This is a genomic window from Nocardioides sp. NPDC127503, from assembly GCF_040302165.1.
Classification (GTDB): domain Bacteria; phylum Actinomycetota; class Actinomycetes; order Propionibacteriales; family Nocardioidaceae; genus Nocardioides.
This window is the reverse complement of record NZ_JBEORH010000001.1, coordinates 556,440-582,605: the sequence shown is the minus strand read 5'-3', so window position 1 is coordinate 582,605 and position 26,166 is coordinate 556,440. Positions and strand designations below refer to the sequence as shown.

Genomic DNA, 26,166 nt, shown 5'->3' with positions numbered 1-26,166 from the left:
TGGAATACTCATTCCATAACTCAGAGAGGACGTTGATGGCTGGTACGAGGCGGATCGGATTCCTCCTGTTCGACGGCGTGAAAGCGCTGGACTATGTCGGTCCCGCCGAGGTCTTCGTGGAGGCCAACCAGGCGACGAAGGCGTACGAGGTGGTCTTGCTCTCGCCTTCGGGCGCCGCGGTGACGACGTCGGTCGGTGGCGGTGTCGCGGTGAGTTCTTCCGCGGCCGACGCCCCACCCCTCGACACGCTCATCGTCCCGGGCAGCGAGCGGGCACCGTCGGTCTTCGTGACCGACGAGCTGCTCACCGCCGCGGCAACGCTGGCCGATCGGGCCGGCCGTGTCGTGTCGATCTGCAGCGGCGCATTCGTGCTCGCAGAGCTCGGCCTGCTCGATGGGCGCAGCGCGACCACGCACTGGAAGTTCACCGACGACCTGGCGCGTCGGTTCCCCCGCGTCGATGTGCAGCCTGACCGGATCTTCGTACGCGATCGTTACGTCGCGACATCGGCCGGCGTCGCCGCCGGCATCGACCTTGCGCTCGCCCTGGTCGAGGACGACCTCGGTGCAGCAACGGCCCGCCGGGCCGCGCAGGGGCTGCTCATCTACCTGCGGCGCTCGGGCGAGCAGACCCAGTTCTCCGCTCCCCTGCGCGCCGTCGCGGTGCCCGACAGCCCGGTGCGTGTCATCACCGAGCTCATCGCCCAGGATCCGTCGTACCGGCACAGCGTCATCTCACTGGCGCGCCACGTCAACATCAGCCCCCGCCACCTCACCCGCCTCTTCCAGGACGAGGTCGGGATGAGCCCTGCCGAGTACGCCGCCAGCGTCCGTTTCGACCTGGCGCGCAGCTGGCTGGAAGCGGGTTGCTCGGTGGCGCAGGCGGCATCCGATGCCGGGTTCTCGAGCGCCGAGGCCCTCCGGCGCACCTTCGTCGCACGCCTGGGTGTCTCGCCTTCGGCCTACCGCCGACGCTTCCGCACCCAGATCGATGTCGCAGCGCCCACGGCGACGATGGTGTCGAGCGGGACCTAGACCGCGCAGCCGCTCAGGACCCGCGACTCTCGCCCCGCAGGGCGAGGATCGTCCGGGCATCGGCAGCAGTGGCGAGCGCCAGTGCCGGCGCTGCGATCTTCGGCCCGATGTTGCCCTCGCTGCGCGCGAGGCTCACGCAGTACGCCGCGATCGCCACGTTGAGCCCGGCGCGAGCCGCCATCCACGGCAGCCTGCGGCGACCCACCAGCAGCCCGGGCACGAGCGCCAGGTCCGCGACACCGATCGCTCGCAGCACCGTGGGGTGGTCACCGAGCTTCAGCGCCCGGCCCACCCGATCGGGCGCGAAGAGGATCGCTGCCCCGATCGGCAGCGTGGCGAGTCCTACGAAGGCGGCCGAGCGCCGCGCACTCTCAGAGTCCATGAGAACCATCCTGTCCGACGGCTGGTCATCTGTTGCTCAGAATGTAGAGGCGACGCGAACGACTCCGTTCACGGAATGAAGGCGACCAGCCGAGGTCGCCCGCATCCGAGGAGAAGCAGATGTCGAACACCATGCAGCCCGCCGAGATCAACGAGGTTCTCAGCCGTCCGCTGAGCCAGGAGCTCCTGGCGCGTGACCTCACCCGCCTGGCGTACGTCGCCAAGGACGGCACCCCGAGGGCCGTCCCGATCGGGTTCGCCTGGAACGGCTCAGAGGTCGTCATGTGCACCACGCCCAACTCCCCCAAGCTCATCTCGCTGCGCCACAACCCGACGGTGGCGCTGACCATCGACACCGAGGTGCACCCACCCAAGATCCTGTTCATCCGCGGCACGGTCGAGCTCGACCTCGTCGAGGGAATCCCCTGGGAGTACCTCCAGATGAACGGCTCCTACGAGATGACGCCCGAGCAGCGCGTGGTCTGGGAGGCCGAGGTCCGCTCGCTGTACGACAGCATGGTCCGGATCGTCGTCACCCCGACCTGGGCGAAGCTGATCGACTTCGAGACCACGCTTCCGACTCAGGTCGAGGAGCTGGTCCAGCAGCGCGCTGAGCGAGAAGCTGCCCGTTCCCACTAGGACCTCCCGCGAGCCGTTGCACTCCTCTGGCCTGTCGTGCGTGGTTCCATGACGACCATGGTGATCGGTTGGGCGTTCTTCCTCTTCGGCCTGGTCTTTGCCGCTTTCGGGATCTCGTTCGTCATCTTTGGCGTGATCCAGCGCCAGCGGCTCAGAACCTGGACGCCGGCGACAGCGACGATCCGCGAGTTCGAGACCCGCAGGGTGAGCAGCGGACAGCGCGGCTCACGGACCAAACTGATCGCGCACTACGAGTACCGAGGCCCCAACGGCGAGGAGTACGCCGGCGAGGGCGCCCTGGACAACCAGCGGTTCGCGGTCGACGGGCCTGCACTCCCCCTGGCGATCGTCGTCGATCCGCTGGACCCGAGTCGCTCGATGGTCGCATCCGAAGGCGCACCCATCGGCTGCCTGGTCGCGATGGCGATCCCGTTCACGCTGTTCGGCGGTGTCTTCGCCATGATCGGCTGGGCGCTGACAGGCGCCACCGTCGTCTGATGGCCGAGGGGCCAGGTCGATGTGTTTGCGCGCGTTCGCACTAGATACCGCCTGAATAGGCCGAAAGGGCTATGGATGCGCGTCGAATCGCCGTGCCACACTCCACAGCGTCCGGGTAACTGCGCCCAGGGCACTTCATCTTGGGGGAACATGAGCATGCGCATCCAAAGCATCTTCACCGCGATCGCCGCCACCGCTTGTGCGACGGCCCTGGCCGCCGCACCGGCCCTCGCGAGCGGCAGCCCACACTTCATCAAGAACCTGACCAAGGTCACCGACGCCGACCTGTCCTCCGTCACCGTCGCATTCAAGGAGGCCGGCCTCGAGAGCGGTTCGGTAGAGACGATCACCGTGACCGCTCACCTCGACGCGACCTATCAGTGCGTCAACCGTGGTGGCCACAACCCGGATGACCCGAAGAAGACCGTGATCAGCGGTGACTACTCGAAGTCCGGCGAGTTCACGGCTGCCAAGAACGGCAACGTGACCGGCTCGTTGACGGTAACCGCGCCCGCGCCTAGCACCGTTCTCGACTGCCCCAACGGACAGGAGGCGGTGCACACGGTGTCGACGTGGTCGAACATCTCGGTCACCGATGAGGACACCCAGGCGACCGTCACCGTTCCGGGCACCTTCTCCTTCGGCAAGCCGGTCGACTGACGACCGGCTTCACGTCTCAGTCCTTGTCGGGACCGTTGGCGCGCACTCGCTCGACGTTGACCAGCGACTGCTGGAGCTCCTCGAGCCATTCGCTCGAGTGCTGCTGGACGAGCTTGACGCACCAGCCGAGCGCATCGCTGCGGCTCCGGGCGACGCCGCCCGAGACCAACAGGTCGAGGACGGCGCGCTCGGGCTGACGCAGTCGGGTCATGACCGGCGCCGAAACATTGGTGAAGAGGTGCCGCTCTCCCCCGATCTCGACTGCCCACGACACCTTCCGGTCGAACTTGCGTTCGGCCTGCCGCGCGACCGCCATGCGGTCCTCACGGGTGCGCTCGCGAAACTCGCTCGCCCGCCCCTCGTTGGCAGCAACTCGCTCTTCGTCCGAAGCGCCCTCGGCCGTCTTCGGCTCCTTGATCCGCCCGATGACGGTGATCTCCTCGCGGTCAACCACCACATCGACGATCTCGTCGTACACACCATCGGGCAGTCGTCCGCTGAACCACCCACGCAACTCAGTTGTAAGCATGTAATTATTCTTACTCCGCGCATCGAGCGCTTTCAAGGAAGCCGACATCTGGCCCATGGCACCATGTGCCCGTGACCGACGACACGCCTGCCACGGGACTGACCGAGTTGCACGCCCGCCGCTTCCTGACCACGGACGCGGCCCGAGCCGACAAGGTCGCCCGTTGGCACGCCAAGGGGCGGCGTACGGCTCGGGAGAACATCGCCGACCTGATCGACCCGGGCTCGTTCGTCGAGTACGGGAGGTTCATCACCGCGGCTCAGGAGCGTCGCCGCGAGCTAGCCGAGCTCGTCGTCGATACGCCCGCTGACGGCATCGTCGGGGGGACCGCGACCGTCGCCGGGAAGCCGTGCGCGGTGCTGTCCTACGACTACCTGGTGATGGCCGGTACGCAGGGCATGCGCGGGCATCGCAAGTCGGACCGGCTGATCGAGGTCATCGGGCGGATGCGGCTGCCGGCGGTCTTCTTCACCGAGGGCGGCGGCGGTCGACCCGGTGACACGGACATCCCGCTGGTCTCCGCTCTCGACGTCGGCTCGTTCGCGCTCTGGGGCGAGCTCGAGGGCGTCGTGCCCCGGATCGCCGTCGTCTCCGGACGGTGCTTCGCCGGCAACGCGGTCCTGGCCGGCAGTGCCGACCTCCGCATCGCCACCCCGGACGCCAACCTCGGCATGGCCGGTCCCGCGATGATCGCCGGCGGCGGGCTGGGGAACTTCGCGCCGGAGGAGATCGGACCGGCCAAGGACCAGACCGCCAACGGCGTCATCGACCTGCTCGTCGACGACGAGGCGGCAGCCGTCGAGGCCGTACGCAGCATCCTCTCCTACCTCGAGCCGACCGCCGATGGCGGCGAGGCGGGCGACCAAGCCGACCTGCGGACCCTCCTCCCCCACAACGACCGCGAGGCCTTCGACGTACGCCCGGTCGTCGAGGCCCTCGCCGACTTCGACTCGGTGACCTGGCTCCGGGAGGCGTACGCCCCCGAGCTGGTCACCGCGCTGGCGCGAATCGACGGGATCGCGGCCGGGGTGATCGCCAACCAGTCGACCCACCTTGCCGGAGCGCTCACCAGCGACGCGTCGGTCAAGGCCGCCGACTTCCTCGTGCTCTGCGAGCGCTGGGGCCTCCCGGTGGTATCGCTGGTCGACACCCCGGGCTTCATGGTCGGCCCAGACGCCGAGCGCGGCGGTCTGGTCCGCCACGCGTCCCGGATGGTCGTCGCCGGCGCGCAGCTGTCGACTCCGCTGGTCGGGGTGATCCTGCGCCGTGGCTACGGGCTCGGCGCGCAGGCGATGCTCGGCGGGAGCACCCATCGCCCGCTGCTCACCGTCGCCTGGCCCGACGCCCACCTCGGCCCGATGGGCCTGGAGGGCGCCGTACGCCTTTCCATGGCCGCCGAGCTCGCTGAGCTGCCCGAGGCCGAACGTGAGGAGCGCGTCGCCACGCTCACCGAGGAGTACCGCAAGCAGGCCAGCGCGCTCAACGCCGCACGGATGTTCGAGATCGACGATGTCATCGACCCTGCCGAGACCCGCAGCGTCATCGCCGCCACGCTTCGACGGGCTTCCTAGATCTCCTTCAACCGCGGCACCAGGTCGACGAGCGAGGTGGTCCACGGCACCGGGTCGACGTAAGGGGTCGGCATCAGCCCGACGAGCGTGACGCCCAGGGCTGCGTACTCCTCCATCGACTTCAGGAAGGCGTCGGGGTCCTCGACCGAGGGGCCCTGGTAGAGGATGGTCTTCTCGATCGCGTCGTAGTCGGTGCCGAGGTCGTCGCAGTGGCCGCGCAGCACCTCGAGCTTGTGTCTGACGGACTCGACCGCCTCGGGGCCGGGGCCGCCGAAGAGGTTGGCGCCCTGTCCGTACTTGGCGACCAGGCGGAGCGTCTTCTTCTCGCCTCCGCCGCCGATCAGGACCGGGACCGTGCCGTTGACCGGCTGCGGCAGCGAGATCGTCTCGGCGAGCTGGAAGTGCTTGCCCTCGTAGGCGCCGTCGTTCTCCGACCACATCTGGCGGCAGATCTCCAGGGTCTCCTCCAGGCGCTCGAACCGCTCGGCGGTCGACGGGTACGGCACGCCGAGCCCCTGGTGCTCACGCTCGTACCACGCCGCACCGATGCCCAGCAGCGCGCGGCCGCTGGAGAGCCGGTCGAGCGTGGTGACGATCTTCGCGAGCAGCCCCGGGTGGCGGTAGGTCACTCCGGTGACGAGGAGGCTGAGACGTACGTTGTCGGTGATCCCGGCCAGGTAGCCCAGCGTGGTGTAGCCCTCGAGCATCGGCTCGAACGGGCCGCCGGCCTGCTCCATCTGGAACCAGTGGTCCATGACGGTGAGCAGGTCGACGCCGCCCTGGTCCGCGATGCGGGCGGTCTCGGTCAGCTTGTCGGCGAGGGTGGTCTCCCACTCGGGGTGGGTGAACGAGAAGTAGTGGAGTCCAAGATCCATACCTCAGACGCTATGTCTTCGAGCGCGCTCGAAGACAAGCCCTCAATCGGGCAGATCTGCCAGGTGCTTGTGGCCCCATTCCCCCAGCGGTTGGAGGGCGGCGATCAGCTCCGCCCCGACCGGGGTCGGCCGGTAGAGGACCTGGACCGGGGTCGAGGGGATCACCTCTCGCACCAGGAAGCCGTCGCGCTCGAGCTCCTTGAGGCGCAGGGCGAGCATCCGGTCGGAGATCCCCTCGACCGTACGCCGATACTCACCGAAGCGGCGCGCACCGCCCACCGCGGCATAGAGCACAGCCCCGGACCAGCGTTGTCCGACGCGCTCGAGCGTGCGCTGGAAGACGGTGCACGACTTCCCGTCGATCTGGGCAGCGTTGATGGTCACTTACTCAGGATAAGTTGCTAATGCCCTAGTTGCCAAGGCGTCGCCGCCGCACACAGACTCTGCGGTTGCCGGCCCATCGACCGGCCTCGAGATCACCCGCCCGAGCGGGTCACCCAAAGGAGTACACGCGTGTTCATCGCGTACATCGTCGTCTCGTCCCTGCTCGCCCTCGTCTGCCTGGCATCCGGGACGGCCAAGGTGACCCGGCAGCAGGCCCTGGTCGAGCAGATGGGTGGGCTCGGCGTCGCCGCCAAGCACGTGCCCGTTCTCGGCGCTCTCCTCATTCTCGGCGCCATCGGCCTCATCGTCGGCAACTGGGTCGGAGCCCTCGGCGTCGCGGCCGCGGGGGCGCTCGCGCTCTACTTCATCGGCGCGATCATCACCCACCTGCGGGCCGGCGACGCCAAGGGCTCTGTGCCCACGGTGGCTCTCGCCCTCGTCTCCGTCGTGGCGCTCGTTCTCCGGGTGTTGTCGCTCTGATCCCGGAGACGCCGGCCTCGGTCAGCGCAGCAGGGGCTCCCGCTTGAGGTCACGCTTGTCGAGCTTCGCGTCGTAGGTGGCCAGCGGCTTCGCCTTCGACGCGTCGGCCTCGACCGCGGCGCTCGCCACGCCCGCCCACTCCAGGATCCGGGCGGTGGCGAGCTCGCGCTCGTCGGCGACCAGGCCGGCCACGTTGGCACCGTGGTTCATGCCCGGCGCGGTGAAGACGTAGGAGTCGTTGGCGAAGATGCCCGGGCGGAAGCGCTCGGCACCCCACGGGTCGGCCTCGCCGTAGACGAAGAGCATCTGGTTGGCGTGCTTGCGCACCCAGGAGTCGACGTCACGCATCGCGGACGGGTCGAACCGCATGTCGATCTCGCGCGGGACGAAGCTGCGCGGCGGCGCATAGCCGTAGCGGATCAGCTCGTCCTCGATGTGCGGGAACCCGATCGTCGGCGCACCGAGCTCGGTGCCGGCCTGGTAGTAGTACGGCGTGTAGGGGCTCAGGCCCTGGTCGGTGTAGAAGCTGAAGCCCGAGTAGTAGTCGATCGAGTCCCAGATCGCCTGGTCGCTGGCGGTCGCCGCGTCGGCGGGGATGTTCGAGCACTGGGCGGTGCCGGCGTACTGCCAGAAGGCCCAGACGTAGTCGAGCACGACCATCTCGTACGCAGCATCCAGGCTGCCCACGGTGTCGAAGGTGTAGCCCTCGGCTGCGGCCAGCTCGGCGTACTTCGTCTTGAGCGCCTCGCGGCGGACGAGCGCCTCGCGCTGGACGCCGTTGAGCCGGTCGCGGCAGTCCTCGGTGCCGACGGTGGCGAAGAACTCGTCGTAGGCGGAGTCCTCGCGGTTGACCACGTCGTTCGGCGCGACGTAGGCGACGATGCCGTCCATGTCACGGGGGTAGAACCGCTCGAAGTACGTGGCGGTCATGCCGCCCTTGGAGCCGCCGGTGGCGAGCCAGTTGGCGGAGTAGATCGGCTTGAGCGCCTTGAAGATGGCGTGCTGGTCGCTGGCGGCCTGCCAGATGTCGAGGTCGTCCCAGTCGGCCGGGTCGGGCCGCGACGGGGTGAAGAACCGGTACTCCATCGAGACCTGGTTGCCGTCGATGATGCGGGTCGGCTCGCTGCGACCAGGATTGGTCGAGACGTTGTAGCCGCTTGTCTGGAACACCGTGGGGCGGGCGGTGTCCTTGTGGAGCACGGTGAACCGCTGCTGGAAGGTGTCACCATCAGGTTGCCGGTGGTCGACCGGCTGGGTGAAGTTCAGGACGAAGTAGCGGTAGCCCTGGACGGGCTTCTCCTGGATCAGGCTGACGCCTTCGATGGCGAGTAGGCGGTCGAGGATGTCGTCCTCGGCGGCTGCCACGGGGCTGGCGGGTGTGACGAGGAGCAGGGATGCCAGCCCCATCGCCACCAGAATCCGGCCGATCAATGCACGCATGTGGGGTCTCCTTCGGTGCGGGTCCTCGGCAACCTAGCGGGTCTCCGACGACACCGCCGCCGATTAATCGCTCGGGTGCCAGCGGGTGGCCCACTCGTCCAGCGGCTCGAGTCTGCGGAGGAGGTCGCGACCGGTCTCGCTCAGGCGATACCCGTCGCCGCGATGTTGCACGACCCCGGCCCCCGTCAGCTCACGCAAACGCGCGGAGAGCACACTCGAGGACACTCCCCCGCACCGGATCTGCAGGTCACGGAACGTCGGCGCAGCCGTCTCTTCGCGGAGCTCCCAGATCACGCGCAGGGTCCAGCGGCGGCCCAGCAGGTCGAGCAGGGCCATGATCGGCCGGCCCGTGGTGGAGCCCCGAACGGGCTTCCCGGGAAGTGGGGTGGTCATGGCATCTGCTTTCTTTTTCGAAGCATGTGACCTAGTGTGCCAGATATGCCTCTGAATTCGAAGCAACCTCGAGTTGAACCGCTCGAACCGCCGTACGACGACGAGACCGCCGCCGCCCTCGACCTGCTCGGACCGCCGATCCAGCTCTTTCGAGTCCTCGCCCGGCGACCGGATCTCGCTCGCGGGATCTCCGGCTGGGGGTCCTACTACCTGTCCCGGCGTGCGGCGATGACACTGCGCCACCGCGAGATCGTGATCCTGCGTACGACTGCCCTGTGCGGCGCCGACTACGAGTGGGGCATCCACGTGACGACGTTCGGCGCGAAGGCCGAGCTCGACGAGGCCCAGCTCCGTTCCCTGGGGGCGGGAACGGCGAACGATCCATGCTGGCGCGAGCCGTCCGATGCCGCGGTGATCGCCGCCGTGGACGCCCTGCACCACGACAACGAGCTGGACGACGCCACCTGGTCCGAGCTGGTCGAGGCGGTCGGCACGGATGCGGCGCTCGAGATCACCCTGCTCACCGGCTGGTACCACGCGATCTCCTACGCCGTACGCACCCTTCGCCTTCCTCTCGAACCCGGGACCGACGCCATCCCTCGGTGATCACACCGGGAAGGGAAGGATTTGGTGCCGGAGCGCCTTCTATCCGGCACAGACCGCATCGAGGAGGCACGCCAGATGACGTTCGACCCGCACGAGCTGCTCGCCACGACCCGCCACGGGATCCTGGCCACGATCAAGGCGAACGGGCTACCGCAGCTCTCGCCGGTGTGGCAGTACTACGACCGCGAGCGCAGCGAGATCCTGATCTCCACCCGCGAGGGGCTGGTGAAGACCAAGAACCTCCGCCGCGACCCGCGAGCGGCGATCGAGGTCGATGGCCCCGGAGGACGGTCCTGGGCGACGGCCGAGGGCACTGTCACGCTCACCGGTCCCGGCACCTCCCCCGACAGCCCAGAGGTCGACGCGCTCGTCGACTACTACCGGCGCGGCGCCGGCGAGCACCCCGACTGGGAGGAATACCGCGAGGTGATGGTCAAGGACCGCCGCGTGCTCATCACCATCGCCGTCACGAAGGTTTACGGCGCGGACCTCGGCTGACCCAGCCGGAAGGCCGGCCGAATTGGCGGTCCCCACGGCCTCCGTCGGTGGCACCATGGGCGCCATGGACGTGACGTCGCTGCAGGCCTACTGCCTCACCAAGCCGGGTGCCTGGCCGGACAACCCGTGGGACCACGAGCACCCGGTGATCAAGGTCGGGCCGGGCGAGCGCGGCAAGATCTTCGCGTTCCTCGGGGACACGAAAGTGGGGCTGAAGTGCGGACCGTCCCGGGAGATCGCCGACGAGTGGTTGCTGCGCTATCCCGACGATGTGACCGTCACCAGCTACATCGGCCGCTCGGGGTGGAACGACCTCGCCTGGGGTGGCGCGATCCCGGACGAGGAGCTCCTGGAAGCGGTCGACGAGTCGTACGCCACGGTCGTCTCGAAGCTCCCGAAGAAGCTCCGTCCGGAGGGCTGGGACGCCTGAGCGCGGCATGCCGGGCTTGAATGAGGCCGATCTGTGAGGAATGGTGGAGCGGGTACTCCGTACCCAACCATGGAAGATCTCGACATGCTTCAGCTGACCGAGAACGCCACCACGATCGTCCGCTCGATCTCCGAGCAAGCCCAGGGCGCCGGCCTCCGGCTCGCCTCCAACGCAGAACCGGACGGCGCATTGAGCGCCGCTCTCGTCCCGACCGCCGAGGCGGAGGACCAGGTCATCGAGCAGGAAGGTGCGCGGGTCTTCCTCGACCAGGGCGCTGCCGCCGAGCTCGACGACAAGGTCCTCGACGCCGGGATGGATGCCTCCGGCAACGTACAGTTCGGGATCTCTCAGCAGGGTTGATCCCGTGCTACGCCGGGGTGTGCCGCAGTCGCGGTGCACCCCGGCGTACGTCGTTTTCGGCCACATTCGACTCGCCGCCCGCGTAGGGTCGCGGACATGAGCACCACCGGCGAACCTGCCTGGTTCCATCTCTTCCTCGACGTCCCGCGTGAACGATGGGAGGAGGCGGTCGGATTCTGGTCGGCGGCGACAGGATGGGCGCTCTCGCCGCCGAGGGGCGAGGACGACCAGTTCCTCACCCTCGTGCCGCAGACGGGCGATTCCTGGCTGAAGATGCAGGCTCTCGACGACGGCGAGCCGCGGATTCATGTCGACCTCGACGCCACCGACCGTGAGGCTGCGGTCGAGCGGTCGACGTCCCACGGAGCGAGTCCGCAATGGACGTACGACGGTGTTCCGGTGATGCGCTCTCCCGGCGGCATGCTCTTCTGTCACACGCTCGGCGAAGGCTCGCGTCCGCGCTTCGCGCGCTCGGAGCCGGAGCGGGTCCTCGACCAGGTGTGCATCGACATCCCTCGCTCCCGCTGGGACCAGGAGGTCGCCTTCTGGGCCGCGGTCACCGGGCGGACGCCCGAGCCCGCCAAGACCCCCGAGTTCGTACGCCTCGCCGACCCCGATCCGCACGGCGGGCTCCGGATCCTCCTGCAGCGGCTCGAGGACGAGGACGGCGAGGTCGGGGCGCATCCTGACCTAGCGGTCGCCAACCGTGCCTCGGAGACCTGCCGCCACGAGGCGCTCGGCGCCGACACGGTCGGCGTCTTCGAGTGGTGGACGGTGATGCGCGCTCCGTACGGGCAGATCTACTGCCTCACCGATCGCGACCCGGTGACGGGTCGGGTGGCCTAGGGCGTATCTCCTCGAGACACGGCGGCCGCGAGCGGCGTTTCGGGCCGATCTGGCAAGGCGTCCGCTGCGAAGGCATCCTGGAGGCTGTCGAGCGGCGGCAACGCAGCCAGATCGGATGCGAAACGTCGCGTAGCGGGCGTGGATCGGGGAGATACGCCCTAGCCTGAAGGTATGCGCCTCGCATCGTTCAACGTCGAGAACCTCTTCGCACGGCCGAAGGCGATGGACGCCGAAGAGGCCGATGCCAAGACGCGGCGAGCGGTTCTGACCGCTCACTCCCGCGTCTCCACCCTTCTGGCTCAGCCCAGCTATCAGGGCGATGAGCAGGAGATCCTGGCCAACCTCGAGAAGCTCGGCCTCCTGAAGAGCGACGAGGGCGAGTTCGCGCGGCTGCGGAAGATGCGCGGCAAGCTGCTCAAACGCCCGCGCTCGGGGCCGGTGGAGCTGGTCGCGAAGGGGCGCAACGACTGGGTCGGGTTCGTCGAGCTCAAGACCACCGCCGTCAACGAGATCGCCACGGAGAACACCGCGCGCGTCTTCGCCGAGCTGCGGGCCGAGGTCGCGGTGGTCGTCGAGGCCGACGACCGGCCGGGGCTGCACATGTTCTCCCAGACGCTGCTGCCGGAGGTCGGCGCCGAGGCGTACGAGCAGGTGATGGTCGTGGAGGGCAACGACGAACGCGGCATCGACGTCGGCGTGATGGTCGGAGACGGCTACCGCCTGGTGCAGCTGCGCACCCACATCTTCGACCGCGACGAGGAGGGCGTGATCTTCTCCCGCGACTGCTGCGAGTATCACCTCGACGCTCCCAGCGGCGCGCGGATCGTGGTGCTCGCCAACCACTTCAAGTCCAAGGGCTACTCGGAGAAGGGCGATCCGCTGGGCGCCAAGCGGCGCGGCCGACAGGCGAAGCGGGTCGCGGAGATCTACCAGGGACTGCTCGAGGAGGGGATCGAGCACGTCTGCGTCGCCGGCGACCTCAACGACTCCCCCTCCAGCGAGTCACTGAAGCCGCTGCTGTCCGTCGACGGGCTCGCCGACGCCAGCGAGCACGAGCACTGGGACTGGAACCACCGCCGCGGAACGTACGGTTCCGGCAACGTGGACGCCAAGATCGACTACCTGCTCCTCTCCCCCGCGCTGCGCGCCAAGCAGACCGGTGGCGGCGTCTTCCGCAAGGGCGTGTGGCACGGTCCGCGGACCAAGGACCCGTGGGACCTGTTCCCGACGCTGACCGCTGAGCAGCACGCGGCCTCCGACCACGCCTGTCTCTATGCCGACTTCACCGACCTGTGATCTGAAAGCCTCCCGTACGCCGCTGGGATCTGCGTGAAATAGTGGCCATGTGCCTCGGACACGGACAGCAGCACGGGACTCTTCGGTCGATGAGCAGGCCGCTCACGCGGCGTACGGCACTGGGGGCGGCGGGAGCCGGGCTCCTGCTGGCGTCGATGGCCTCGCCGTTCACGGGTGCGGCGGCCTCGGCGACCGCTCGGGCCGGGGTGGGGGCGAGCCGTCTGTCGCGGCTCTCATCCGGGACCACGCTGGTCCATGCCGACCTGCACAACCACACGCTGATGTCCGACGGCTCCGGCGACCCAGACCTCGCCTTCGACTCGATGCGGAGCGCCGGGCTGGACGTCGCGGCGCTCACCGACCATGCGACGGTCTCCGACCACATCCTCGGCGATGCGCTCGCGGGGCTGCTGCCGGCGGCGTACAAGCAGATCGGCGGCATCACCCGCTCCGACTGGGCCCGGACCCGCGAGCTCGCCGATGCGGCCAACGCCGACGGCACCTTCACCGCGATCCGTGGCTTCGAGTGGTCGGAGCCGCTGTTGGGTCATATCAACGTGTGGGGAAGCGAGCACTTCACCGACATCGTCGACGCCGGCGCGATGCGGCCGTTCTTCGACTGGCTGATGCGCTCCCCTTCTACGCCGCTGATCGACGGCGGGTCAGACGGGATCGCCGGGTTCAACCACCCCAGGCGCGAGCCGTTCCGGTTCCAGGAGTTCCGCTACGACGCGCGGGCACGGGAGCGGATGGTGTCGCTGGAGATGTTCAACCGCGGCGACGACTACCTCTTCGAGGGGTACGCCGACGGCAAGAGCTCGCCGCTGTGCCAGTGCCTCAACGCCGGCTGGCGCACCGGGATCAGCGGCGTCACCGACGAGCACGGCACCGACTGGGGCCACCCGGAGGGCAAGGGACGCACCGGGCTGTGGGTCGCCTCCCACGACCGCGCCGGCGTCTTCGAGGCCATGCGGGCGCGGCGGTTCTTCGCCACCCGCACCTCGGGGCTCCGGGTCGACGCGGTGGCCACCCTGGACGGCGTCGAGCACCGGACGGGCTCGGTGATCCCCGGCCGCGGCGGCGACATGCGGTTCACCCTCGATCTCGCCCGCGACGAGGAGTGGGTCGGCCGGGAGCTCCACCTGCAGGTGCTGCGCCCGGGTCCGTCGGCGCCCGTCGTGGCCGACGTCGTGGCGTTCCGCGTCGGCGACCCGGTCTCGGTCACCGTGCCGGTCTCCGTCGACGACGGCGACTGGGTGCTGCTGCGGGTCAGCGACCCGACTGGCGCCAACGCGAGCCCGGGTCCGGAGGGCCATCCCTGCAACGACCTGGGCATCGCCTACACCAGCCCGTGGTGGCTGCAACCCTGACCTGTTTCCTGAGAAGGCGCCCCGCAGCCTGAAGATGCGCTGAAGGCGGGCGTCCGGGCGGTGGTTGCGGGGCTCGGCTGTGGCACCCTGGCGATGTGAACGAGGTGTGGTACGTCGTCGGGCTGGTCGCGGTCTCCGTGGCCGTGCTGGCGCTCGGGGTGTGGTTCGTGCGACGTGAGATCAGGGACGAGGTCTCGCCGGCGCCGCTGCTGTGGACCGGCTACGCGGTCGTGGCGGCGTTCGTCGTCTTCGGCGTCGTCCGCACCTCCTGGGTGGTGCTCTCATGAAGACTCGCGCTGATCTGTTCGGCTGGATCGGTCTCGCCGGCCGCCTCTACCTCGGCTTCGTCTTCCTCGCCGCCGGGCTCGCCAAGCTGCCCGAGCCGGCGATCACCGAGCAGGCGGTGCGCGGCTACCAGCTGCTGCCGTGGCAGCTGGCCCCTGCGTACGCCATCGCGATGCCCATCGCCGAAGTCATCCTCGGCGTGCTGCTGATCCTCGGACTGTTCACCCGGACGGCGGCGGTGGCGACCGCGCTCGGCCTGTGTTCGTTCCTCGTCGGGATCACCGCGGCCTGGGCGCGCGGCCTCAACATCGACTGCGGCTGCTTCGGCGGTGGCGGCGCCTCGGCCGACCCCAGCTATCTCGCCGACACCCTCCGCGACCTCGGCTGGCTCGCGATCGCGGTCTACCTGATCGTCGTACGCCGCACCAAGCTCGCTCTCGACGACCTGCTGTTCCGACGCGGCGCTGCGCCGGTCGACGACTACAGCGAGAGCTCGAAGAAGACCGAGTTGGGGTCGAGTACGTAGCTGCCGAAGGGCGGGCACTCGGTGAAGCCGTTGCCCGCGTAGAGGCGCCGGGCGGGCTCGTAGAAGTCTTCGGTCCCGGTCTCCAGAAGCACGCGGCGACCACCGCGTGACCTGGCCTCCGCCAGCAGGTGGCGCAGCATCGCGGTCGCGACGCCGCGGCCTCGAGCGGCTGCCGTGGTGCGCATCGACTTGAGCTCGTAGTCACCCTCGCCGAGCGACTTCAGCGCGCCGCCGCCGACGAGCTCGGCGCCTTCCCAGGCCGACCAGAACGCGATCTCGGGCACCTTCAGTGCCTCGAGGTCGAGCGCGTGCACCGACTCGGCCGGCGTCACGGCGTACATGTCCTCGAGGTGGTCCTCCAGGAGCCGGATCACCTCGGGCCGGGTCAGGTCGTCGAGCTCGAAACGCAGCGAAAGCACAGGCACGGCTGGAGGGTAGCCGAGCCCTCCCCTGTCGTGGCTGAGTGGGTGCAGTGAGGCTGGTGCAGTATCGCGGCAACCAACCATCGTGTGCGATAGTGCGCGGCTCCGATGCGGGCGGCGGATGCCGCCGGCATCGCCACGCGGGGTCCGTCGCGGGATCGTTCGGGCCGCTCCCCTAGCATCTGGGCATGTCTTCTCGTGCGCTTCCGGCCGTTGCCGCCGCTGCCCTGCTCCTCACGCTCTCCGCCTGTGGTTCCGACGATGGCGGCCAGGCCACGGAGAGCAAGGGCCCGAAGTCGAGCGAGTCCAGTGACTGGAAGTCGATCGTGAAGCCCGGCTCGACGAGCTGCGAGTACGTCGAGGACCCGATGGGTGCCTCCAAGGAGGTCGACGAGCCGGAGAAGACCGCGCAGTACACCGGCAAGGTCGCCGCCACCATCAACACCTCCGTCGGCCCGCTCGCGATCACCCTCGACGCCGACAAGGCGCCGTGCACCGTCAACTCGTTCCTCTCGCTGGCCTCGCAGGACTACTACGACGCCACAAGCTGCCACCGCCTCGGCAACAACCCCGGCTTCGCGCTCTTGCAGTGCGGCGACCCGACCGGCGAGGGCACCGGCGGCCCGGGCTACACGATCCCCGACGAGTTCAAGGACACCGACACCTTCCCCGCCGGCACCCTCGCAATGGCCAACACCGGCCAGCCCAACTCCGGCGGCAGCCAGTTCTTCATGGTCTTCGGCGACACCCAGCTTCCGCCCGCCTACACCGTCTTCGGCACCCTCGACGACGCCGCCATCAAGACCCTCGAGAAGGTCGGCGAGGCCGGCGTGGCCGAGGCAGGCCCCGACGGCACCGGCGCACCCAAGACGCCGGTCGAGTTCGAGACGATCACCGTCGGCTGATCAACCCTGCCGAGGCGTCACCTAGGTCGGCCGAGTTGGCACGTACGTGACGCTTCGGCCGACCTAGCCGACGCTTCGGCCGACCTAAGGGACGCCTCGGCAATTTAGGCGCGGCGGCGGGGCGGGTCGCGGCGCAGGACCTTGGGGAGGTACGCGGCGCCGGGGCTCTGGGCGGCCGCCGCGTCGTTGGGGTTGGAGATGCCGCAGCGCTGCAGGGAGAGGCAGCCGCAGCCGATGCAGGAGTCGAGGTTGTCGCGGAGGCGCTCGAGGGCGTGGATCTGCTCCTCGAGACGGCGGCGCCAGTGCCTGGACATCCGCGCCCAGTCGGCCTTCGTGGGGGTGCGGTCCCCCGGCAGGCAGTCGAGCTCGGCCTTGATCTCGTCAAGGGAGAGGCCGACGTTGGCCGCTGCCCTGATGAAGGCGAGCCGGCGCAGGACGCTGCGCTCGAACGTACGCTGTCCCCCGGCCGATCGCTCGGCCCGGATCAGGCCCTGGCTCTCGTAGTAACGCACCGCGGAGGCGGCATAGCCGCTGCGCCGGGTCACCTCGCCCATAGTGAGCAGGTCGTGGGTGTTCATCTCACTCTTTTCTGTCACAGCCCTTGATCTCAAGTTCACTTTAGGTTGAATCCTAGGGGACATGAACAGATCAGACAACGAAGTAGCCGTCATCACCGGCGGCTCCGCAGGACTGGGACTCGCCCTCGCGACCTCCCTCATCGACAAGGGTTGGAGCGTCGTCACCGACGCCCGCGACGCCGACCGTCTCCATGCCGCCCTCCCCGACAGCTCTCGGGTGACCACGCTGAGCGGCGACGTACGCGATCTCGACCATCAGGACGCCATCGCCGCCGCGGTAGCCCGCCACGGGCGCCTCGACCTGCTCGTGCACAACGCCAGCGAGCTCGGCCCGATGCTTCCCCTGGCCGAGGTCCCAGAGAGCCTCTTCTCGAGCGTGCTCGAGTCGAACCTGCTCGCTCCGCTCTCGCTCACCCAGCGGCTCCTCCCCTACCTGATCGCCTCGCGCGGCACCCTCGTGGGCATCTCCAGCGACGCGGCGGTCGAGCACTACCCGACCTGGGGAACGTACGCAGCGAGCAAGGCCGCGCTCGACCACCTGATCCTCACGCTCGGTGAGGAGAACGGCATCCGCGCGTACGCCGTCGATCCCGGGGACATGCGCACGGCGATGCACCAGGCCGCGTTCCCCGGTGAGGACATCTCCGACCGACCGCTGCCGGAATCGGTCGTTCCGCACCTGCTCGCGCTGCTCTCCGGCAACCAGCCGTCCGGGCGCTACCGCGCCACCGAACTCGCATCCGTAGGAGCGATCCGATGACCATGCTCGCCGAACGGCCGACCACCACATTCCCCTTTCCTGAGGACACCACCGCCCCCGCTCCCGCGGAGTGGCGCGGCATGGAACGCGACGGGGTGCGATTGCTCGTGGCATCACCGGGTGGCGTACGACATTCCCGGTTCCGCAACCTTGCCGACCACCTCTCCCCCGGCGACCTGGTCGTGGTCAACGACTCGGTGACCGAGGCACGCCAGCTCGACGCCGACCTGATCGGGCGCGGCCGGGTGGTGCTCCACCTCGCCCAGCGTCTCGACACCGGCTGGGCCGTGGAGATCCGCTCCGCCCCCGACGCCTCCCGGTCCGTGCTCGACGCCGCCGAGGGCGACGTGATCGTGACCGCCGGTCTCCGGGTCACCCTGCGCGAGCCCTACCCCGACGGCCGCGCCTCCTCCCCGACCGGCGTGGGCAACCGGCTGTGGCGCGCCCGCATCACCGGCGACGTGACCGCCGAGCTCGCGCGGGCAGGTCGCCCGATCGCGTATGGCTATCTAGACCGGCGCTACCCGCTCTCCGCCTACCAGACCGTCTTCGGGCATCGCCCCGGGAGCGCGGAGATGCCCTCGGCGGCGCGCCCGTTCACCCACCCGCTGGTCACCGAGCTGGTCACGCGCGGCATCCAGATCGCGCCCATCACCCTGCACACCGGCGTCTCCTCCCAGGAGGTCGGCGAGGCCCCCGGGGCGGAGTGGTTCGAGGTCTCCGAGACCACGGCCCGGCTGGTGGAGCAGACCAGGTACGCCGGCGGCCGCGTCGTCGCGGCCGGCACCACCGTCACCCGAGCCCTCGAGTCGGCGGTCATCCCCGCGACCGGCGCGGTCAAAGCGGCGAGCGGCTGGACCGACCGGGTCATCACGCCCGCCAACCCGCCGTACGTGGTCAACGGGCTCATCACCGGCTGGCACGACCCGCAGGCCAGCCATCTGCTGCTGGTCGAGGCCGTCGCCGGTCCCGCGCTCACCCAGGCTGCCTACGACGCCGCCGTCGCCGAGGGCTATCTGTGGCACGAGTTCGGCGACTCTGCGCTCCTGCTCCCCTGAAATGCCGAGACGTCACGTACGTCGGCCGAGAAGTCACACCGGTGCCAACTCGGCCGACGCTGGTGACGCTTCGGCCGACGCGGACGCCGCCTCGGCGGGTTACGGCAGGTCGCCCTCGGCGTACGTCACCGGGGTGCCGACCGCGACGGTGCGGCCGACGGTGCACAGGCGGGTCTCGGACTTCTTGATCGCGTCCGGGAGGACCTTGCGGGCGGCATCGCCGGCCTCGCCCTCGGGGAAGGTGATCTCAAAGGTGACCGAGAGGTCGACGAGGCGGTTGCCCTGCTCGTCGCGGATCTTCCGGGCCGCGGCGAGGGCCTCGAAGGTCTCCATCGGAGACCGCTTGCCGGTGATGAAGTCGACGTCCAGGGCGCTGCAGCCGGCCAGGGCGGCGAGGAGCAGCTCGACCGGGGTGAAGTCGGGGTCGTCGCCGTGGCCGATCACCACGGTGCCGCCGCGCTCGTTGGTAGCACGGAAGCGGTGCTCGCCGATCTTCTCCAGAGATACCGAGCGCAGGTCTGCAGCAGAGTCAGTCATGGGGAAAGAGTGCCATCCGCCCGTTAGCCTGTGCGACGTGAGCACCCAGAGTCTGCCCCTGCGCCGAGACGAGGCCGCCGCCCGTGCCAGCTTGCTGAAGATCGAGGACTACGACGTACGCCTCGATCTCGGCTCCAGCGAGGAGACGTTCGGCTCCGTGACGACGATCCGGTTCACCTCGAGAGGCGGACCGACGTTCCTCGACCTGAAGCCCGTCTCGGTCGAGCGCATCAGCCTCAACGGCAGCCCGATCGACCCGGCCACGCTGGCCAAGGGGCGTCTCCCGATCAGCACAGACGAGGGCCCGAACGAGCTCGTCGTCGAGGCCACGATGCCGTTCCGCAACGACGGCGAGGGGCTCCACCGCAGCGTCGACCCGGCCGACGGGCGGGCGTACGTGTACGGGATGTGCTTCATGGACGCCGCCCCGACGATCTTCGCCTGCTTCGACCAGCCCGACCTGAAGGCGCCCTACACCTTTCATGTGACCGCGCCGCACGACTGGACGGTGATCGGCAACGCGCCGGGCACCCAGACGGAGCCGGGTGTGTGGGAGTTCGAGCGGAGCCAGCCACTCTCGACGTACTTCGTCACGCTCGTCGCCGGCCCGTGGCACATGATCCATGACGAGCACGACGGGATCCCGCTGTCGCTGAGCTCGCGGCAGAGCATCGCCGCCGACCTCGACAAGGACGCCGAGGAGCTCTTCACGATCACCAAGCAGTGCTTCGACGAATTCCACCGGCTCTTCGGCATCCGCTACCCGTTCGGCAACTACCACCAGGCGTTCGTGCCGGAGTTCAACGCGGGCGCGATGGAGAACCCGGGCTGTGTGACGTTCCGGGACCCGCTCATCTTCACCTCGCGGGTGACCCGTGGCATGCGGATCCAGCGGGCCACCACGGTCGCCCACGAGATGGCACACCAGTGGTTCGGCGACCTGGTCACGCCGCAGTGGTGGGACGACCTGTGGCTCAACGAGTCGTTCGCCGAATACATGGGCAACCGGGTGACTGCCGAGGTGACGGAGTACGACGACGCCTGGGCCGACATGTCCTACGCCCGCCGCCAGTGGGGCCTGACCGCCGACCAGCGCGGTTCGACGCACTCGGTCGCCGGCAACGGCGCCGAGGACGCCGTCTCGGCGCTGCAGAACTTCGACGGGATCTCCTACTCCAAGGGCTCGGCGATCCTGCGCCAGCTCGCCGCGTCGCTGGGTGACGACGTCTTCTTCGCGGGCGCGATCGACCACTTCAACCGGCACCGGTTCGGCAACGCGACGATGCACGATCTGTTTGCGTCCTGGGCTTCCGCAGCGGCCGAGGCGGGGATCGAGTTCGACCTCGACACCTTCACCGCCCAGTGGCTGCTCAAAGCGGGTCCGGACACGCTCTCGTGGGACCCGGCCAAGATGGTCGTCAACCGCACCGCTCCGTCGCTGCACCCCGCCGACCGCTCCCACACCTTCCGCGCGGCGATCCTCAACGGCACCCAGTGGACCACCGAGGACATCACGGTGAGCGGCGACAAGACACCGCTCCAGGTCGCCGCCAACGCCGTCGTGCTCGATCCCTACGACGACACCTGGGCCTCGGCCATCCCCGACTGGGAGACGGTGCAGGCGCTCAAGGCAGCCCTCCCGGAGGTCACCGACGACGGCCTGCGCGCGGGCGTGTGGAACAACCTGCGCAGCGCCTGGTTCAACGCCGCGGTCGACCCGGCCGACGTCATCGACATCGCCGAGGCGTCGCCCCCGGTCGAGGACCTCGAGGACACCCCGAGGCGCACCATGCCGTGGCTCTTCGGCTCGGTGGTGCCGCTGGCGCCCGCCGGGGCGCGCGAGCGGCTCCACGAGGCGGCCCTCCGCAAGCTCGACGAGGTCGCTCCCGGCTCCGAGCTGCAGCTGTCGTCCTATCGCGCGGCGATCCGCTCGGCGAGCTCCGAGTCCCTGCTGCGGGAATGGCTGGCCACTCCCCCGGCCGGCATCGAGACCGACCTCGACCTGCGCTGGCGCATCCTCGCCAAGCTCGCCGAGAACGGCTTCGCGACCCGTGAGGAGCTGCAGGCTGCCTATGACGCGGAGCCGGCCAACGAGGCCCGCATCCACCTCAATGGCGCCCTGGTCAGCATCCCCGACGCGGAGGCGAAGGCGTACGGCTGGTCGGTGTTCACCGGCGAGACCGACCTGCCCAACTACGACATCCTGGCCGCCGGGCGGGCGTTCTGGACCGGGCCGGCCGAGCTCACCGCGGGCTACGTCGAGCGCTACTTCGCCGAGCTCCCCGCCACCGCCGAGAAGCGCTCGGGCTGGAGCCTCGCCGAGGCTGCCGAGGCGTTTTTCCCGAGCGGTTCGGTGACCGAGGAGACCCTCGCTGACGCACGGGCGGTCATCGAGCTGGATCTGGACCCGGGCGTACGCCGCCGGGTGGCCGATGCGGCCGACAACCTGCAGCGGCAGCTGGCGATCAAGGTGACCTATCCCGCGTAGCCGAGGCTCCGGCGGTGAGTCGGGGGCAAGACTGTCCGTGCTCACCGATAGTTTTCGTTTCATGCGGATCCTGCACACCTCCGACTGGCACCTGGGCCGGTCCTTCCACAGGGAGGGCATGCTCGGGCACCAGGCGGCGTACGTCGACCATCTCCTCTCCGTGGTGGAGCAGGGATCGGTCGACGTGGTGTGCGTATCCGGCGATGTCTACGACCGTGCGCTTCCGCAGGTCGACGCGGTGCGGCTGGCCTCGGAGGCGCTCTCGCGGCTGGCCGCCTCGCGGGCGAAGGTCGTCATCACCAGCGGCAACCACGACTCGGCCCAGCGGCTGGGGTTCGGCTCCGAGCTGATCGACGCCGCCGGCATCTTCATCCGCACCGACCTGGCGGGTGTCGGCCGCCCGGTGATGCTCCCGGACGAGCACGGCGAGGTGGCCTTCTACGGTCTCCCCTACCTCGATCCCGACGCCGCCAGAGCGTCCTGGGGGCTGGAGTCGCGCTCCCACCAGGCGGCGCTCGGCGAGGCGATGCGACGGGTGCGTGCCGACCTCGATGGCCGGGGTGGCCGCAGCGTGGTCATGGCCCACGCCTTCGTCACCGGTGCGGAGCCGTCGGACTCCGAGCGCGACATGTCCGTCGGCGGCGTCTCGATGGTGCCCGCCAGCCTCTTCGAGGACATCTCCTACGCCGCCCTCGGCCACCTCCACGGCCGCCACACGATCACCGACACGGTGCGCTACAGCGGCTCCCCGCTGGCGTACTCCTTCTCGGAGGCCAACCATCTCAAGGGATCCTGGCTCATCGATCTCGACGAGTCCGGTTTCGTCGCCAGCGAGTTCGTGGAGGCGCCGGTCCCGCGCAACCTGGCCCGGTTGCGAGGCACGCTCGAGGAGCTGCTGAGCGACCCTCGACACGAGGTCCACGAGCAGTCGTGGCTGCAGATCACCCTGACCGACCGGATCCGCCCGGCCCAGGCCATGGAACGGCTGCGACGACGGTTCCCGCACACCCTCGTGCTGGGGTTCGAGTCGACCGCGCCGGTCCTGGGTGCCCTGTCCCAGCCCGACCCGTCCCGGCCGCGGCGGGACATCGACCTGGTCACCGAATTCGTGGCCGAGCTCCGCGGCGAGCCCGCGGCCAAGGCCGAACTGGCGCTGCTGCAGACCGCCGTGGACGCCTGCTGTGAGGACCCCGAGGTCGACTCGCTCGACTCGCCCTCCGGCGGGGACGAGGAAGAGGAGTGGCTCGAGGTGCTCTTCTGATGCGCCTTCACCACCTGGAGGTGTCCGCATTCGGCCCGTTCACGGGCACGGTGAGCGTCGACTTCGACCAGCTCTCCGAGGCAGGGCTCTTCCTGCTCTCCGGCGCCACCGGAGCCGGCAAGACGAGCGTCCTGGACGCGGTCTGCTTCGCGCTCTACGGCGACGTCCCCGGTGACCGTTCGGTCGCGAAGCGGCTGCGCAGCGACCGGGCCCCGGCCGAGGTCGCCACGCGGGTCGTCCTGGAGGCGACGCTCGCCCAGCGACGCTTCCGGATCACCCGCTCACCGTCGTGGGAGCGACCCAAGCGCCGTGGCGCAGGCACCACGACCCAGCAGGCCTCCGTCGTGCTCATGGAGCAGGTCGGCGAGGAGTGGCGCACCCTCACCACCCGCCTCGACGAGGCCGGCCACCTGGTCTCGGACCTCCTCGGCATGACGCTGACCCAGTTCGTGCAGGTCGCGATGCTCCCCCAGGGCCGCTTCCAGGCCTTCCTCCGCTCCAGCGCCGAAGAGCGCAAGCGACTGCTCGAGCGGCTCTTCCGCACCGAGCGCTTCGCCGACGTCGAGCGCTGGCTGCGTGAGCGTCGCGTCGAGCTCCGGCGGCGCTCCGAGGAGCTCAACGCCGGCGTCGCCGAGGTGGTCAGCCGGATCAGCGAGACCGCGGCCGTCACGCTCCCCGACGACTGGGACGTCCACGACCTCGGTCTTCCCGCCGGTGACGGCGCGATCGCCACCTGGGCCCGTGCACTGGCCGAGGAGGCCACCGAGTCGCAGGCGGTCACCTCCGGCGCCGCGATGGAGGCCCTGGCCGCGGAGTCGGAGACCCTCGCCGCGCTCGACGACGCTCGTGCGATGGCCGAGAAGCAGCGCGGCCTCCGTGCTGCCGCTGCCGCCGAGAGCCGTCTCGTCGCCGCGGCCGAGGAGCAGGAGGAGCGCGTACGCCGCGTCGAGGCCGCCCAGCGTGCCGAGGCCGTCGCCGGGGTCAGCGAGCTCGCCGACCAGGCGCGGCGCGAGCACGCCAAAGCGACCTCGCTCGCCCCCAGCGACCTGACCCTGACCGATGCCAAGGCGGCCGTCGACCGAATCTCGGCACGCCTCGCGCAGGCCCGCGCGCTGGCGCCGGTGCAGCGTCGTCTGAGCGAGGTCACCCGCGAGCTCGCGGCCACCGGCACTCAGCGAGACCGCGTCCTCACCCAGACCCGCGAGCAGGCCAGACTCGCCGAGGAGCTGCCGCAGCAGGCCGAGGCTCTCACCGCGGACCTGGCGGCGGCCACCGAGGCGGCCGCGGCGATCCCGGTGCTGCGCGCTCAGGTCGCGGCGGTGACCGAGGTCGGTCGGTTGACCCGGGATCTCGTCGACGCCCGAGCCAGGCACGAGTCGGCCCGGACGGCCGCCATGGAGGCGCGCAGCCACCATCTCGACGTACGCCAGGCCCGGTTGGACGGCATCGCCGCCGAGCTCGCCGGCGCGCTCGCGGTCGGCGCGGACTGCCCGGTGTGCGGATCCCACGAGCACCCGCACAAGGCCTCCCCCGCCGACGGCGCCCCCGACGCGGCTGCCGAGAAGGCCGCCCAGGCGACCTACGACAACGCCAGCGCCGAGGAGCACGCCCGCGACCAGCACGTGCGCGACCTCACCACCCGCCTCCAGCTCGCCCAAGAAGCCGCCGGGGAGACCGACGAGCCGGCCGCGTCGCTGGCCGAGCGGCTGGCCGAGCTGGAGCGTACGGCCGCCCGCGAGCCGAGCCTGCGCGCCCAGCTCACCGCCGCCGAGGAGAGCCGGGCCCGCTCGGCGACACTCCGTGCCGAGCTCGAGACCCGCGCCGCCGAGCTCGAGACCACTCTGCGTCACCTCACCGAGGAACGCGAGCGACTCGAGGAGCAGCTGACCGACGTCCGTGGCGACCACCCGGATCTCGACGCCCTGCTCGCCGCGCTCGACCGCGACCACCGCGCCGCGACCACCAGCCTCGAGCGACTCGAGGCCGCCACCCGCGCCGCCGAGGCCCTCGCCGGGGCCGAGCGCACCCTCACCGCCACGGCGGTCCGGGCCGGCTTCGACACCCCCGAGAGCGCCCTCGCCGCCGCGCTCCCGCCGGAGCAGGTGGCGGCGCTGAACAGCCAGATCAAGGCGTACGCCGACAGCCTGGCGGCCGCCCGAGCGACTCTCGACTCCCCCGGCGCCGCCGAGATCCTGGCCACCGACGAGCCTGACCTGCCGGCGCTCACAACTGCCCACCGCAAGGCCGCAGACGCCGCCGACGCGGCCCGCTCGGCGGCCGACACCGCGGCCAACCGGGCCGCCCGCCTCGACTCCCTGCAACGCGACCTGACCCGCGCGCTCTCGGCTTGGGCCCCCGTACGCGACGACCTCGAGGTCGCCGCCCGGATCGCCTCCTTCGCCGAGGGCAAGAGCAGCGACAACCAGCTCCAGATGAGCCTTTCGGCCTACGTGGTCGCCTACCGCCTCACCCAGGTCGTCGCCGCCGCCAACGAGCGGTTGGCGAAGATGAGCGACCAGCGCTACGCCCTGGAGCACTCCGCGGCCAAGGGCGCCGGCGACCGGCGCGGTGGCCTGGCGCTGATGGTCCGCGACGACTGGTCCGGCGAGTCGAGGGACCCCGCAACCCTGTCGGGCGGCGAGACGTTCGTGGTCTCCCTCGCCCTCGCGCTCGGCCTGGCCGACGTGATCATGAACGAGGCCGGCGGCCAGATGCTCGACACCCTCTTCGTCGACGAGGGCTTCGGCTCACTGGACGCCGACACCCTCGATGACGTACTCGACGTCCTCGACACCCTCCGCGAGGGCGGCCGCATCATCGGCGTGGTCAGCCACGTCACCGAGATGCGCGAGCGCATCCCCACCCAGCTGGCCGTCGCCAAGGGCCGCGAGGGATCCACCCTCCAGATCCACGGCACCTGAACGACTTCCCGGTGACAGATGTCCCGCCGTTTCTCTGACACAGGGAAGATCTCGAGTCGGCTCCTGGCATCGCCGAAGAATTAACCTTCGGCGCGACAGGTATTTCCTCCCGGCCATTCCCTGGCGTGACGTACG

Annotated in this window: 30 protein-coding genes; 21 read left to right on the top strand and 9 right to left on the bottom strand. The window is 69.8% G+C overall.

Annotated elements, in window-relative coordinates; all coding sequences use genetic code 11:
- The first annotated feature begins 35 nt into the window (after positions 1-35).
- Positions 36-1,034 (top strand): GlxA family transcriptional regulator, encoded by a 999-nt coding sequence (locus ABTW65_RS02805; RefSeq protein ID WP_350658300.1) that lies wholly within the window; start codon positions 36-38, stop codon positions 1,032-1,034.
- Between the two features lie 13 nt (positions 1,035-1,047).
- Here the strand turns inward: ABTW65_RS02805 and ABTW65_RS02800 are convergent, their stop codons facing one another.
- Positions 1,048-1,416, bottom strand: a complete 369-nt coding sequence (locus ABTW65_RS02800) for a hypothetical protein (protein ID WP_350658298.1) — start codon at positions 1,414-1,416, stop codon at positions 1,048-1,050.
- A gap of 119 nt (positions 1,417-1,535) precedes the next feature.
- Here ABTW65_RS02800 and ABTW65_RS02795 point away from each other — a divergent pair, with 119 nt between their 5' ends.
- The 3 genes from ABTW65_RS02795 (at position 1,536) to ABTW65_RS02785 (ending at position 3,212) form a co-directional block, all read left to right on the top strand.
- Entirely contained in the window at positions 1,536-2,054 is a 519-nt protein-coding gene (locus ABTW65_RS02795; RefSeq protein ID WP_350658296.1) for a pyridoxamine 5'-phosphate oxidase family protein, read from the top strand.
- 48 nt (positions 2,055-2,102) lie between these two features.
- Positions 2,103-2,552: a DUF3592 domain-containing protein gene (locus tag ABTW65_RS02790; RefSeq protein ID WP_350658295.1), complete on the top strand. Its 450-nt coding sequence runs from the start codon at positions 2,103-2,105 to the stop codon at positions 2,550-2,552.
- 150 nt (positions 2,553-2,702) lie between these two features.
- Positions 2,703-3,212: a hypothetical protein gene (locus ABTW65_RS02785; protein ID WP_350658293.1), complete on the top strand. Its 510-nt coding sequence runs from the start codon at positions 2,703-2,705 to the stop codon at positions 3,210-3,212.
- A 16-nt stretch (positions 3,213-3,228) separates the two neighbouring features.
- Here ABTW65_RS02785 and abmR read toward each other — a convergent pair whose 3' ends face one another.
- The gene (gene abmR, locus ABTW65_RS02780; RefSeq protein ID WP_350658291.1) at positions 3,229-3,741 is read right to left on the bottom strand and encodes an ATP-binding transcription factor AbmR; all 513 of its coding nucleotides are present in this window, start codon (positions 3,739-3,741) and stop codon (positions 3,229-3,231) included.
- 71 nt (positions 3,742-3,812) lie between these two features.
- On the opposite strand from abmR, the gene ABTW65_RS02775 reads away from it, so the two are divergent.
- The gene (locus ABTW65_RS02775; protein ID WP_350658290.1) at positions 3,813-5,312 is read left to right on the top strand and encodes an acyl-CoA carboxylase subunit beta; all 1,500 of its coding nucleotides are present in this window, start codon (positions 3,813-3,815) and stop codon (positions 5,310-5,312) included.
- On the opposite strand, the gene ABTW65_RS02770 is transcribed toward ABTW65_RS02775, so the two are convergent.
- Both ABTW65_RS02770 and ABTW65_RS02765 read right to left on the bottom strand, forming a co-directional pair.
- Positions 5,309-6,187, bottom strand: coding sequence for an LLM class F420-dependent oxidoreductase (locus tag ABTW65_RS02770; protein WP_350658289.1), 879 nt, complete (start codon positions 6,185-6,187; stop codon positions 5,309-5,311). The two genes, ABTW65_RS02775 and ABTW65_RS02770, sit on opposite strands and share 4 nt — an antisense overlap.
- 42 nt (positions 6,188-6,229) lie before the next feature.
- The gene (locus ABTW65_RS02765) at positions 6,230-6,571 is read right to left on the bottom strand and encodes a winged helix-turn-helix transcriptional regulator (protein ID WP_350658287.1); all 342 of its coding nucleotides are present in this window, start codon (positions 6,569-6,571) and stop codon (positions 6,230-6,232) included.
- 129 nt (positions 6,572-6,700) lie between these two features.
- Here ABTW65_RS02765 and ABTW65_RS02760 point away from each other — a divergent pair, with 129 nt between their 5' ends.
- The gene (locus ABTW65_RS02760) at positions 6,701-7,051 is read left to right on the top strand and encodes a DoxX family protein (RefSeq protein WP_350658285.1); all 351 of its coding nucleotides are present in this window, start codon (positions 6,701-6,703) and stop codon (positions 7,049-7,051) included.
- A 21-nt stretch (positions 7,052-7,072) separates the two neighbouring features.
- Here ABTW65_RS02760 and ABTW65_RS02755 read toward each other — a convergent pair whose 3' ends face one another.
- Positions 7,073-8,491: a serine protease gene (locus tag ABTW65_RS02755; RefSeq protein ID WP_350658284.1), complete on the bottom strand. Its 1,419-nt coding sequence runs from the start codon at positions 8,489-8,491 to the stop codon at positions 7,073-7,075.
- 63 nt (positions 8,492-8,554) lie between these two features.
- Positions 8,555-8,884 carry a winged helix-turn-helix transcriptional regulator gene (locus ABTW65_RS02750; RefSeq protein ID WP_350658282.1) on the bottom strand — a complete coding sequence of 110 codons (330 nt, stop codon included), beginning with the start codon at positions 8,882-8,884 and terminating at the stop codon, positions 8,555-8,557.
- A 45-nt stretch (positions 8,885-8,929) separates the two neighbouring features.
- On the opposite strand from ABTW65_RS02750, the gene ABTW65_RS02745 reads away from it, so the two are divergent.
- The 9 genes from ABTW65_RS02745 to ABTW65_RS02705 all read left to right on the top strand — a co-directional run bounded on the left by ABTW65_RS02745 (position 8,930) and on the right by ABTW65_RS02705 (position 15,101).
- Positions 8,930-9,490, top strand: coding sequence for a carboxymuconolactone decarboxylase family protein (locus ABTW65_RS02745; RefSeq protein WP_350658281.1), 561 nt, complete (start codon positions 8,930-8,932; stop codon positions 9,488-9,490).
- 75 nt (positions 9,491-9,565) lie between these two features.
- Positions 9,566-9,988 (top strand): PPOX class F420-dependent oxidoreductase, encoded by a 423-nt coding sequence (locus ABTW65_RS02740; protein WP_350658280.1) that lies wholly within the window; start codon positions 9,566-9,568, stop codon positions 9,986-9,988.
- A 22-nt stretch (positions 9,989-10,010) separates the two neighbouring features.
- Positions 10,011-10,418, top strand: coding sequence for an MmcQ/YjbR family DNA-binding protein (locus tag ABTW65_RS02735; protein ID WP_350658279.1), 408 nt, complete (start codon positions 10,011-10,013; stop codon positions 10,416-10,418).
- 84 nt (positions 10,419-10,502) lie between these two features.
- Positions 10,503-10,778, top strand: a complete 276-nt coding sequence (locus ABTW65_RS02730) for a Fe-S cluster assembly protein HesB (protein WP_350658278.1) — start codon at positions 10,503-10,505, stop codon at positions 10,776-10,778.
- 96 nt (positions 10,779-10,874) lie between these two features.
- The gene (locus tag ABTW65_RS02725) at positions 10,875-11,624 is read left to right on the top strand and encodes a VOC family protein (protein ID WP_350658276.1); all 750 of its coding nucleotides are present in this window, start codon (positions 10,875-10,877) and stop codon (positions 11,622-11,624) included.
- A 171-nt stretch (positions 11,625-11,795) separates the two neighbouring features.
- The gene (locus tag ABTW65_RS02720) at positions 11,796-12,920 is read left to right on the top strand and encodes an endonuclease/exonuclease/phosphatase family protein (protein ID WP_350658275.1); all 1,125 of its coding nucleotides are present in this window, start codon (positions 11,796-11,798) and stop codon (positions 12,918-12,920) included.
- Between the two features lie 89 nt (positions 12,921-13,009).
- Positions 13,010-14,290, top strand: coding sequence for a CehA/McbA family metallohydrolase (locus ABTW65_RS02715; RefSeq protein WP_350658272.1), 1,281 nt, complete (start codon positions 13,010-13,012; stop codon positions 14,288-14,290).
- 95 nt (positions 14,291-14,385) lie between these two features.
- Positions 14,386-14,577: a hypothetical protein gene (locus ABTW65_RS02710; RefSeq protein WP_350658271.1), complete on the top strand. Its 192-nt coding sequence runs from the start codon at positions 14,386-14,388 to the stop codon at positions 14,575-14,577.
- Positions 14,574-15,101 (top strand): MauE/DoxX family redox-associated membrane protein, encoded by a 528-nt coding sequence (locus ABTW65_RS02705; RefSeq protein WP_350658269.1) that lies wholly within the window; start codon positions 14,574-14,576, stop codon positions 15,099-15,101. The genes ABTW65_RS02710 and ABTW65_RS02705 overlap by 4 nt, the downstream gene beginning before the upstream one ends.
- Here the strand turns inward: ABTW65_RS02705 and ABTW65_RS02700 are convergent.
- Positions 15,056-15,526 carry a GNAT family N-acetyltransferase gene (locus tag ABTW65_RS02700; RefSeq protein WP_350658268.1) on the bottom strand — a complete coding sequence of 157 codons (471 nt, stop codon included), beginning with the start codon at positions 15,524-15,526 and terminating at the stop codon, positions 15,056-15,058. The genes ABTW65_RS02705 and ABTW65_RS02700 overlap by 46 nt on opposite strands.
- Before the next feature lie 185 nt (positions 15,527-15,711).
- Here ABTW65_RS02700 and ABTW65_RS02695 point away from each other — a divergent pair, with 185 nt between their 5' ends.
- Positions 15,712-16,428, top strand: a complete 717-nt coding sequence (locus ABTW65_RS02695; protein WP_350658267.1) for a peptidylprolyl isomerase — start codon at positions 15,712-15,714, stop codon at positions 16,426-16,428.
- Positions 16,429-16,532: 104 nt separating this feature from the next.
- Here the strand turns inward: ABTW65_RS02695 and soxR are convergent, their stop codons facing one another.
- Positions 16,533-17,006: a redox-sensitive transcriptional activator SoxR gene (gene soxR, locus ABTW65_RS02690; protein ID WP_350658266.1), complete on the bottom strand. Its 474-nt coding sequence runs from the start codon at positions 17,004-17,006 to the stop codon at positions 16,533-16,535.
- Positions 17,007-17,067: 61 nt separating this feature from the next.
- Between soxR and ABTW65_RS02685 the strand changes: the two genes are divergently transcribed.
- Positions 17,068-17,766 (top strand): SDR family NAD(P)-dependent oxidoreductase, encoded by a 699-nt coding sequence (locus ABTW65_RS02685; protein WP_350658265.1) that lies wholly within the window; start codon positions 17,068-17,070, stop codon positions 17,764-17,766.
- Positions 17,763-18,824, top strand: a complete 1,062-nt coding sequence (locus ABTW65_RS02680) for an S-adenosylmethionine:tRNA ribosyltransferase-isomerase (RefSeq protein WP_350658264.1) — start codon at positions 17,763-17,765, stop codon at positions 18,822-18,824. The genes ABTW65_RS02685 and ABTW65_RS02680 overlap by 4 nt, the downstream gene beginning before the upstream one ends.
- Before the next feature lie 99 nt (positions 18,825-18,923).
- Here the strand turns inward: ABTW65_RS02680 and ABTW65_RS02675 are convergent, their stop codons facing one another.
- Positions 18,924-19,361, bottom strand: coding sequence for an OsmC family protein (locus ABTW65_RS02675; protein ID WP_350658262.1), 438 nt, complete (start codon positions 19,359-19,361; stop codon positions 18,924-18,926).
- Between the two features lie 37 nt (positions 19,362-19,398).
- Between ABTW65_RS02675 and pepN the strand changes: the two genes are divergently transcribed.
- The 3 genes from pepN (at position 19,399) to ABTW65_RS02660 (ending at position 26,031) form a co-directional block, all read left to right on the top strand.
- A complete protein-coding gene (pepN, locus tag ABTW65_RS02670; RefSeq protein ID WP_350658261.1) occupies positions 19,399-21,849 on the top strand; it encodes an aminopeptidase N in 2,451 nt (816 codons plus the stop codon).
- 61 nt (positions 21,850-21,910) lie between these two features.
- Positions 21,911-23,110 carry an exonuclease SbcCD subunit D gene (locus tag ABTW65_RS02665; RefSeq protein WP_350658259.1) on the top strand — a complete coding sequence of 400 codons (1,200 nt, stop codon included), beginning with the start codon at positions 21,911-21,913 and terminating at the stop codon, positions 23,108-23,110.
- A complete protein-coding gene (locus ABTW65_RS02660; RefSeq protein WP_350658257.1) occupies positions 23,110-26,031 on the top strand; it encodes an AAA family ATPase in 2,922 nt (973 codons plus the stop codon). The genes ABTW65_RS02665 and ABTW65_RS02660 overlap by 1 nt, the downstream gene beginning before the upstream one ends.
- The last annotated feature ends 135 nt before the right edge of the window (positions 26,032-26,166 follow it).

Excerpts from the sequence above, each read along its gene's own strand:
- ABTW65_RS02805 (WP_350658300.1), top strand. The coding sequence starts at position 36 with ATGGCTGGTACGAGGCGGATCGGATTCCTCCTGTTCGACGGCGTGAAA.
- ABTW65_RS02800 (WP_350658298.1), bottom strand. The coding sequence starts at position 1,416 with ATGGACTCTGAGAGTGCGCGGCGCTCGGCCGCCTTCGTAGGACTCGCC.
- ABTW65_RS02795 (WP_350658296.1), top strand. The coding sequence starts at position 1,536 with ATGTCGAACACCATGCAGCCCGCCGAGATCAACGAGGTTCTCAGCCGT.
- ABTW65_RS02790 (WP_350658295.1), top strand. The coding sequence starts at position 2,103 with ATGACGACCATGGTGATCGGTTGGGCGTTCTTCCTCTTCGGCCTGGTC.
- ABTW65_RS02785 (WP_350658293.1), top strand. The coding sequence starts at position 2,703 with ATGAGCATGCGCATCCAAAGCATCTTCACCGCGATCGCCGCCACCGCT.
- abmR (WP_350658291.1), bottom strand. The coding sequence starts at position 3,741 with ATGCTTACAACTGAGTTGCGTGGGTGGTTCAGCGGACGACTGCCCGAT.
- ABTW65_RS02770 (WP_350658289.1), bottom strand. The coding sequence starts at position 6,187 with ATGGATCTTGGACTCCACTACTTCTCGTTCACCCACCCCGAGTGGGAG.
- ABTW65_RS02755 (WP_350658284.1), bottom strand. The coding sequence starts at position 8,491 with ATGCGTGCATTGATCGGCCGGATTCTGGTGGCGATGGGGCTGGCATCC.
- ABTW65_RS02750 (WP_350658282.1), bottom strand. The coding sequence starts at position 8,884 with ATGACCACCCCACTTCCCGGGAAGCCCGTTCGGGGCTCCACCACGGGC.
- ABTW65_RS02745 (WP_350658281.1), top strand. The coding sequence starts at position 8,930 with ATGCCTCTGAATTCGAAGCAACCTCGAGTTGAACCGCTCGAACCGCCG.
- ABTW65_RS02740 (WP_350658280.1), top strand. The coding sequence starts at position 9,566 with ATGACGTTCGACCCGCACGAGCTGCTCGCCACGACCCGCCACGGGATC.
- ABTW65_RS02730 (WP_350658278.1), top strand. The coding sequence starts at position 10,503 with ATGCTTCAGCTGACCGAGAACGCCACCACGATCGTCCGCTCGATCTCC.
- ABTW65_RS02725 (WP_350658276.1), top strand. The coding sequence starts at position 10,875 with ATGAGCACCACCGGCGAACCTGCCTGGTTCCATCTCTTCCTCGACGTC.
- ABTW65_RS02720 (WP_350658275.1), top strand. The coding sequence starts at position 11,796 with ATGCGCCTCGCATCGTTCAACGTCGAGAACCTCTTCGCACGGCCGAAG.
- ABTW65_RS02715 (WP_350658272.1), top strand. The coding sequence starts at position 13,010 with ATGAGCAGGCCGCTCACGCGGCGTACGGCACTGGGGGCGGCGGGAGCC.
- ABTW65_RS02705 (WP_350658269.1), top strand. The coding sequence starts at position 14,574 with ATGAAGACTCGCGCTGATCTGTTCGGCTGGATCGGTCTCGCCGGCCGC.
- ABTW65_RS02695 (WP_350658267.1), top strand. The coding sequence starts at position 15,712 with ATGTCTTCTCGTGCGCTTCCGGCCGTTGCCGCCGCTGCCCTGCTCCTC.
- soxR (WP_350658266.1), bottom strand. The coding sequence starts at position 17,006 with ATGAACACCCACGACCTGCTCACTATGGGCGAGGTGACCCGGCGCAGC.
- ABTW65_RS02685 (WP_350658265.1), top strand. The coding sequence starts at position 17,068 with ATGAACAGATCAGACAACGAAGTAGCCGTCATCACCGGCGGCTCCGCA.
- ABTW65_RS02680 (WP_350658264.1), top strand. The coding sequence starts at position 17,763 with ATGACCATGCTCGCCGAACGGCCGACCACCACATTCCCCTTTCCTGAG.
- ABTW65_RS02675 (WP_350658262.1), bottom strand. The coding sequence starts at position 19,361 with ATGACTGACTCTGCTGCAGACCTGCGCTCGGTATCTCTGGAGAAGATC.
- ABTW65_RS02665 (WP_350658259.1), top strand. The coding sequence starts at position 21,911 with ATGCGGATCCTGCACACCTCCGACTGGCACCTGGGCCGGTCCTTCCAC.
- ABTW65_RS02660 (WP_350658257.1), top strand. The coding sequence starts at position 23,110 with ATGCGCCTTCACCACCTGGAGGTGTCCGCATTCGGCCCGTTCACGGGC.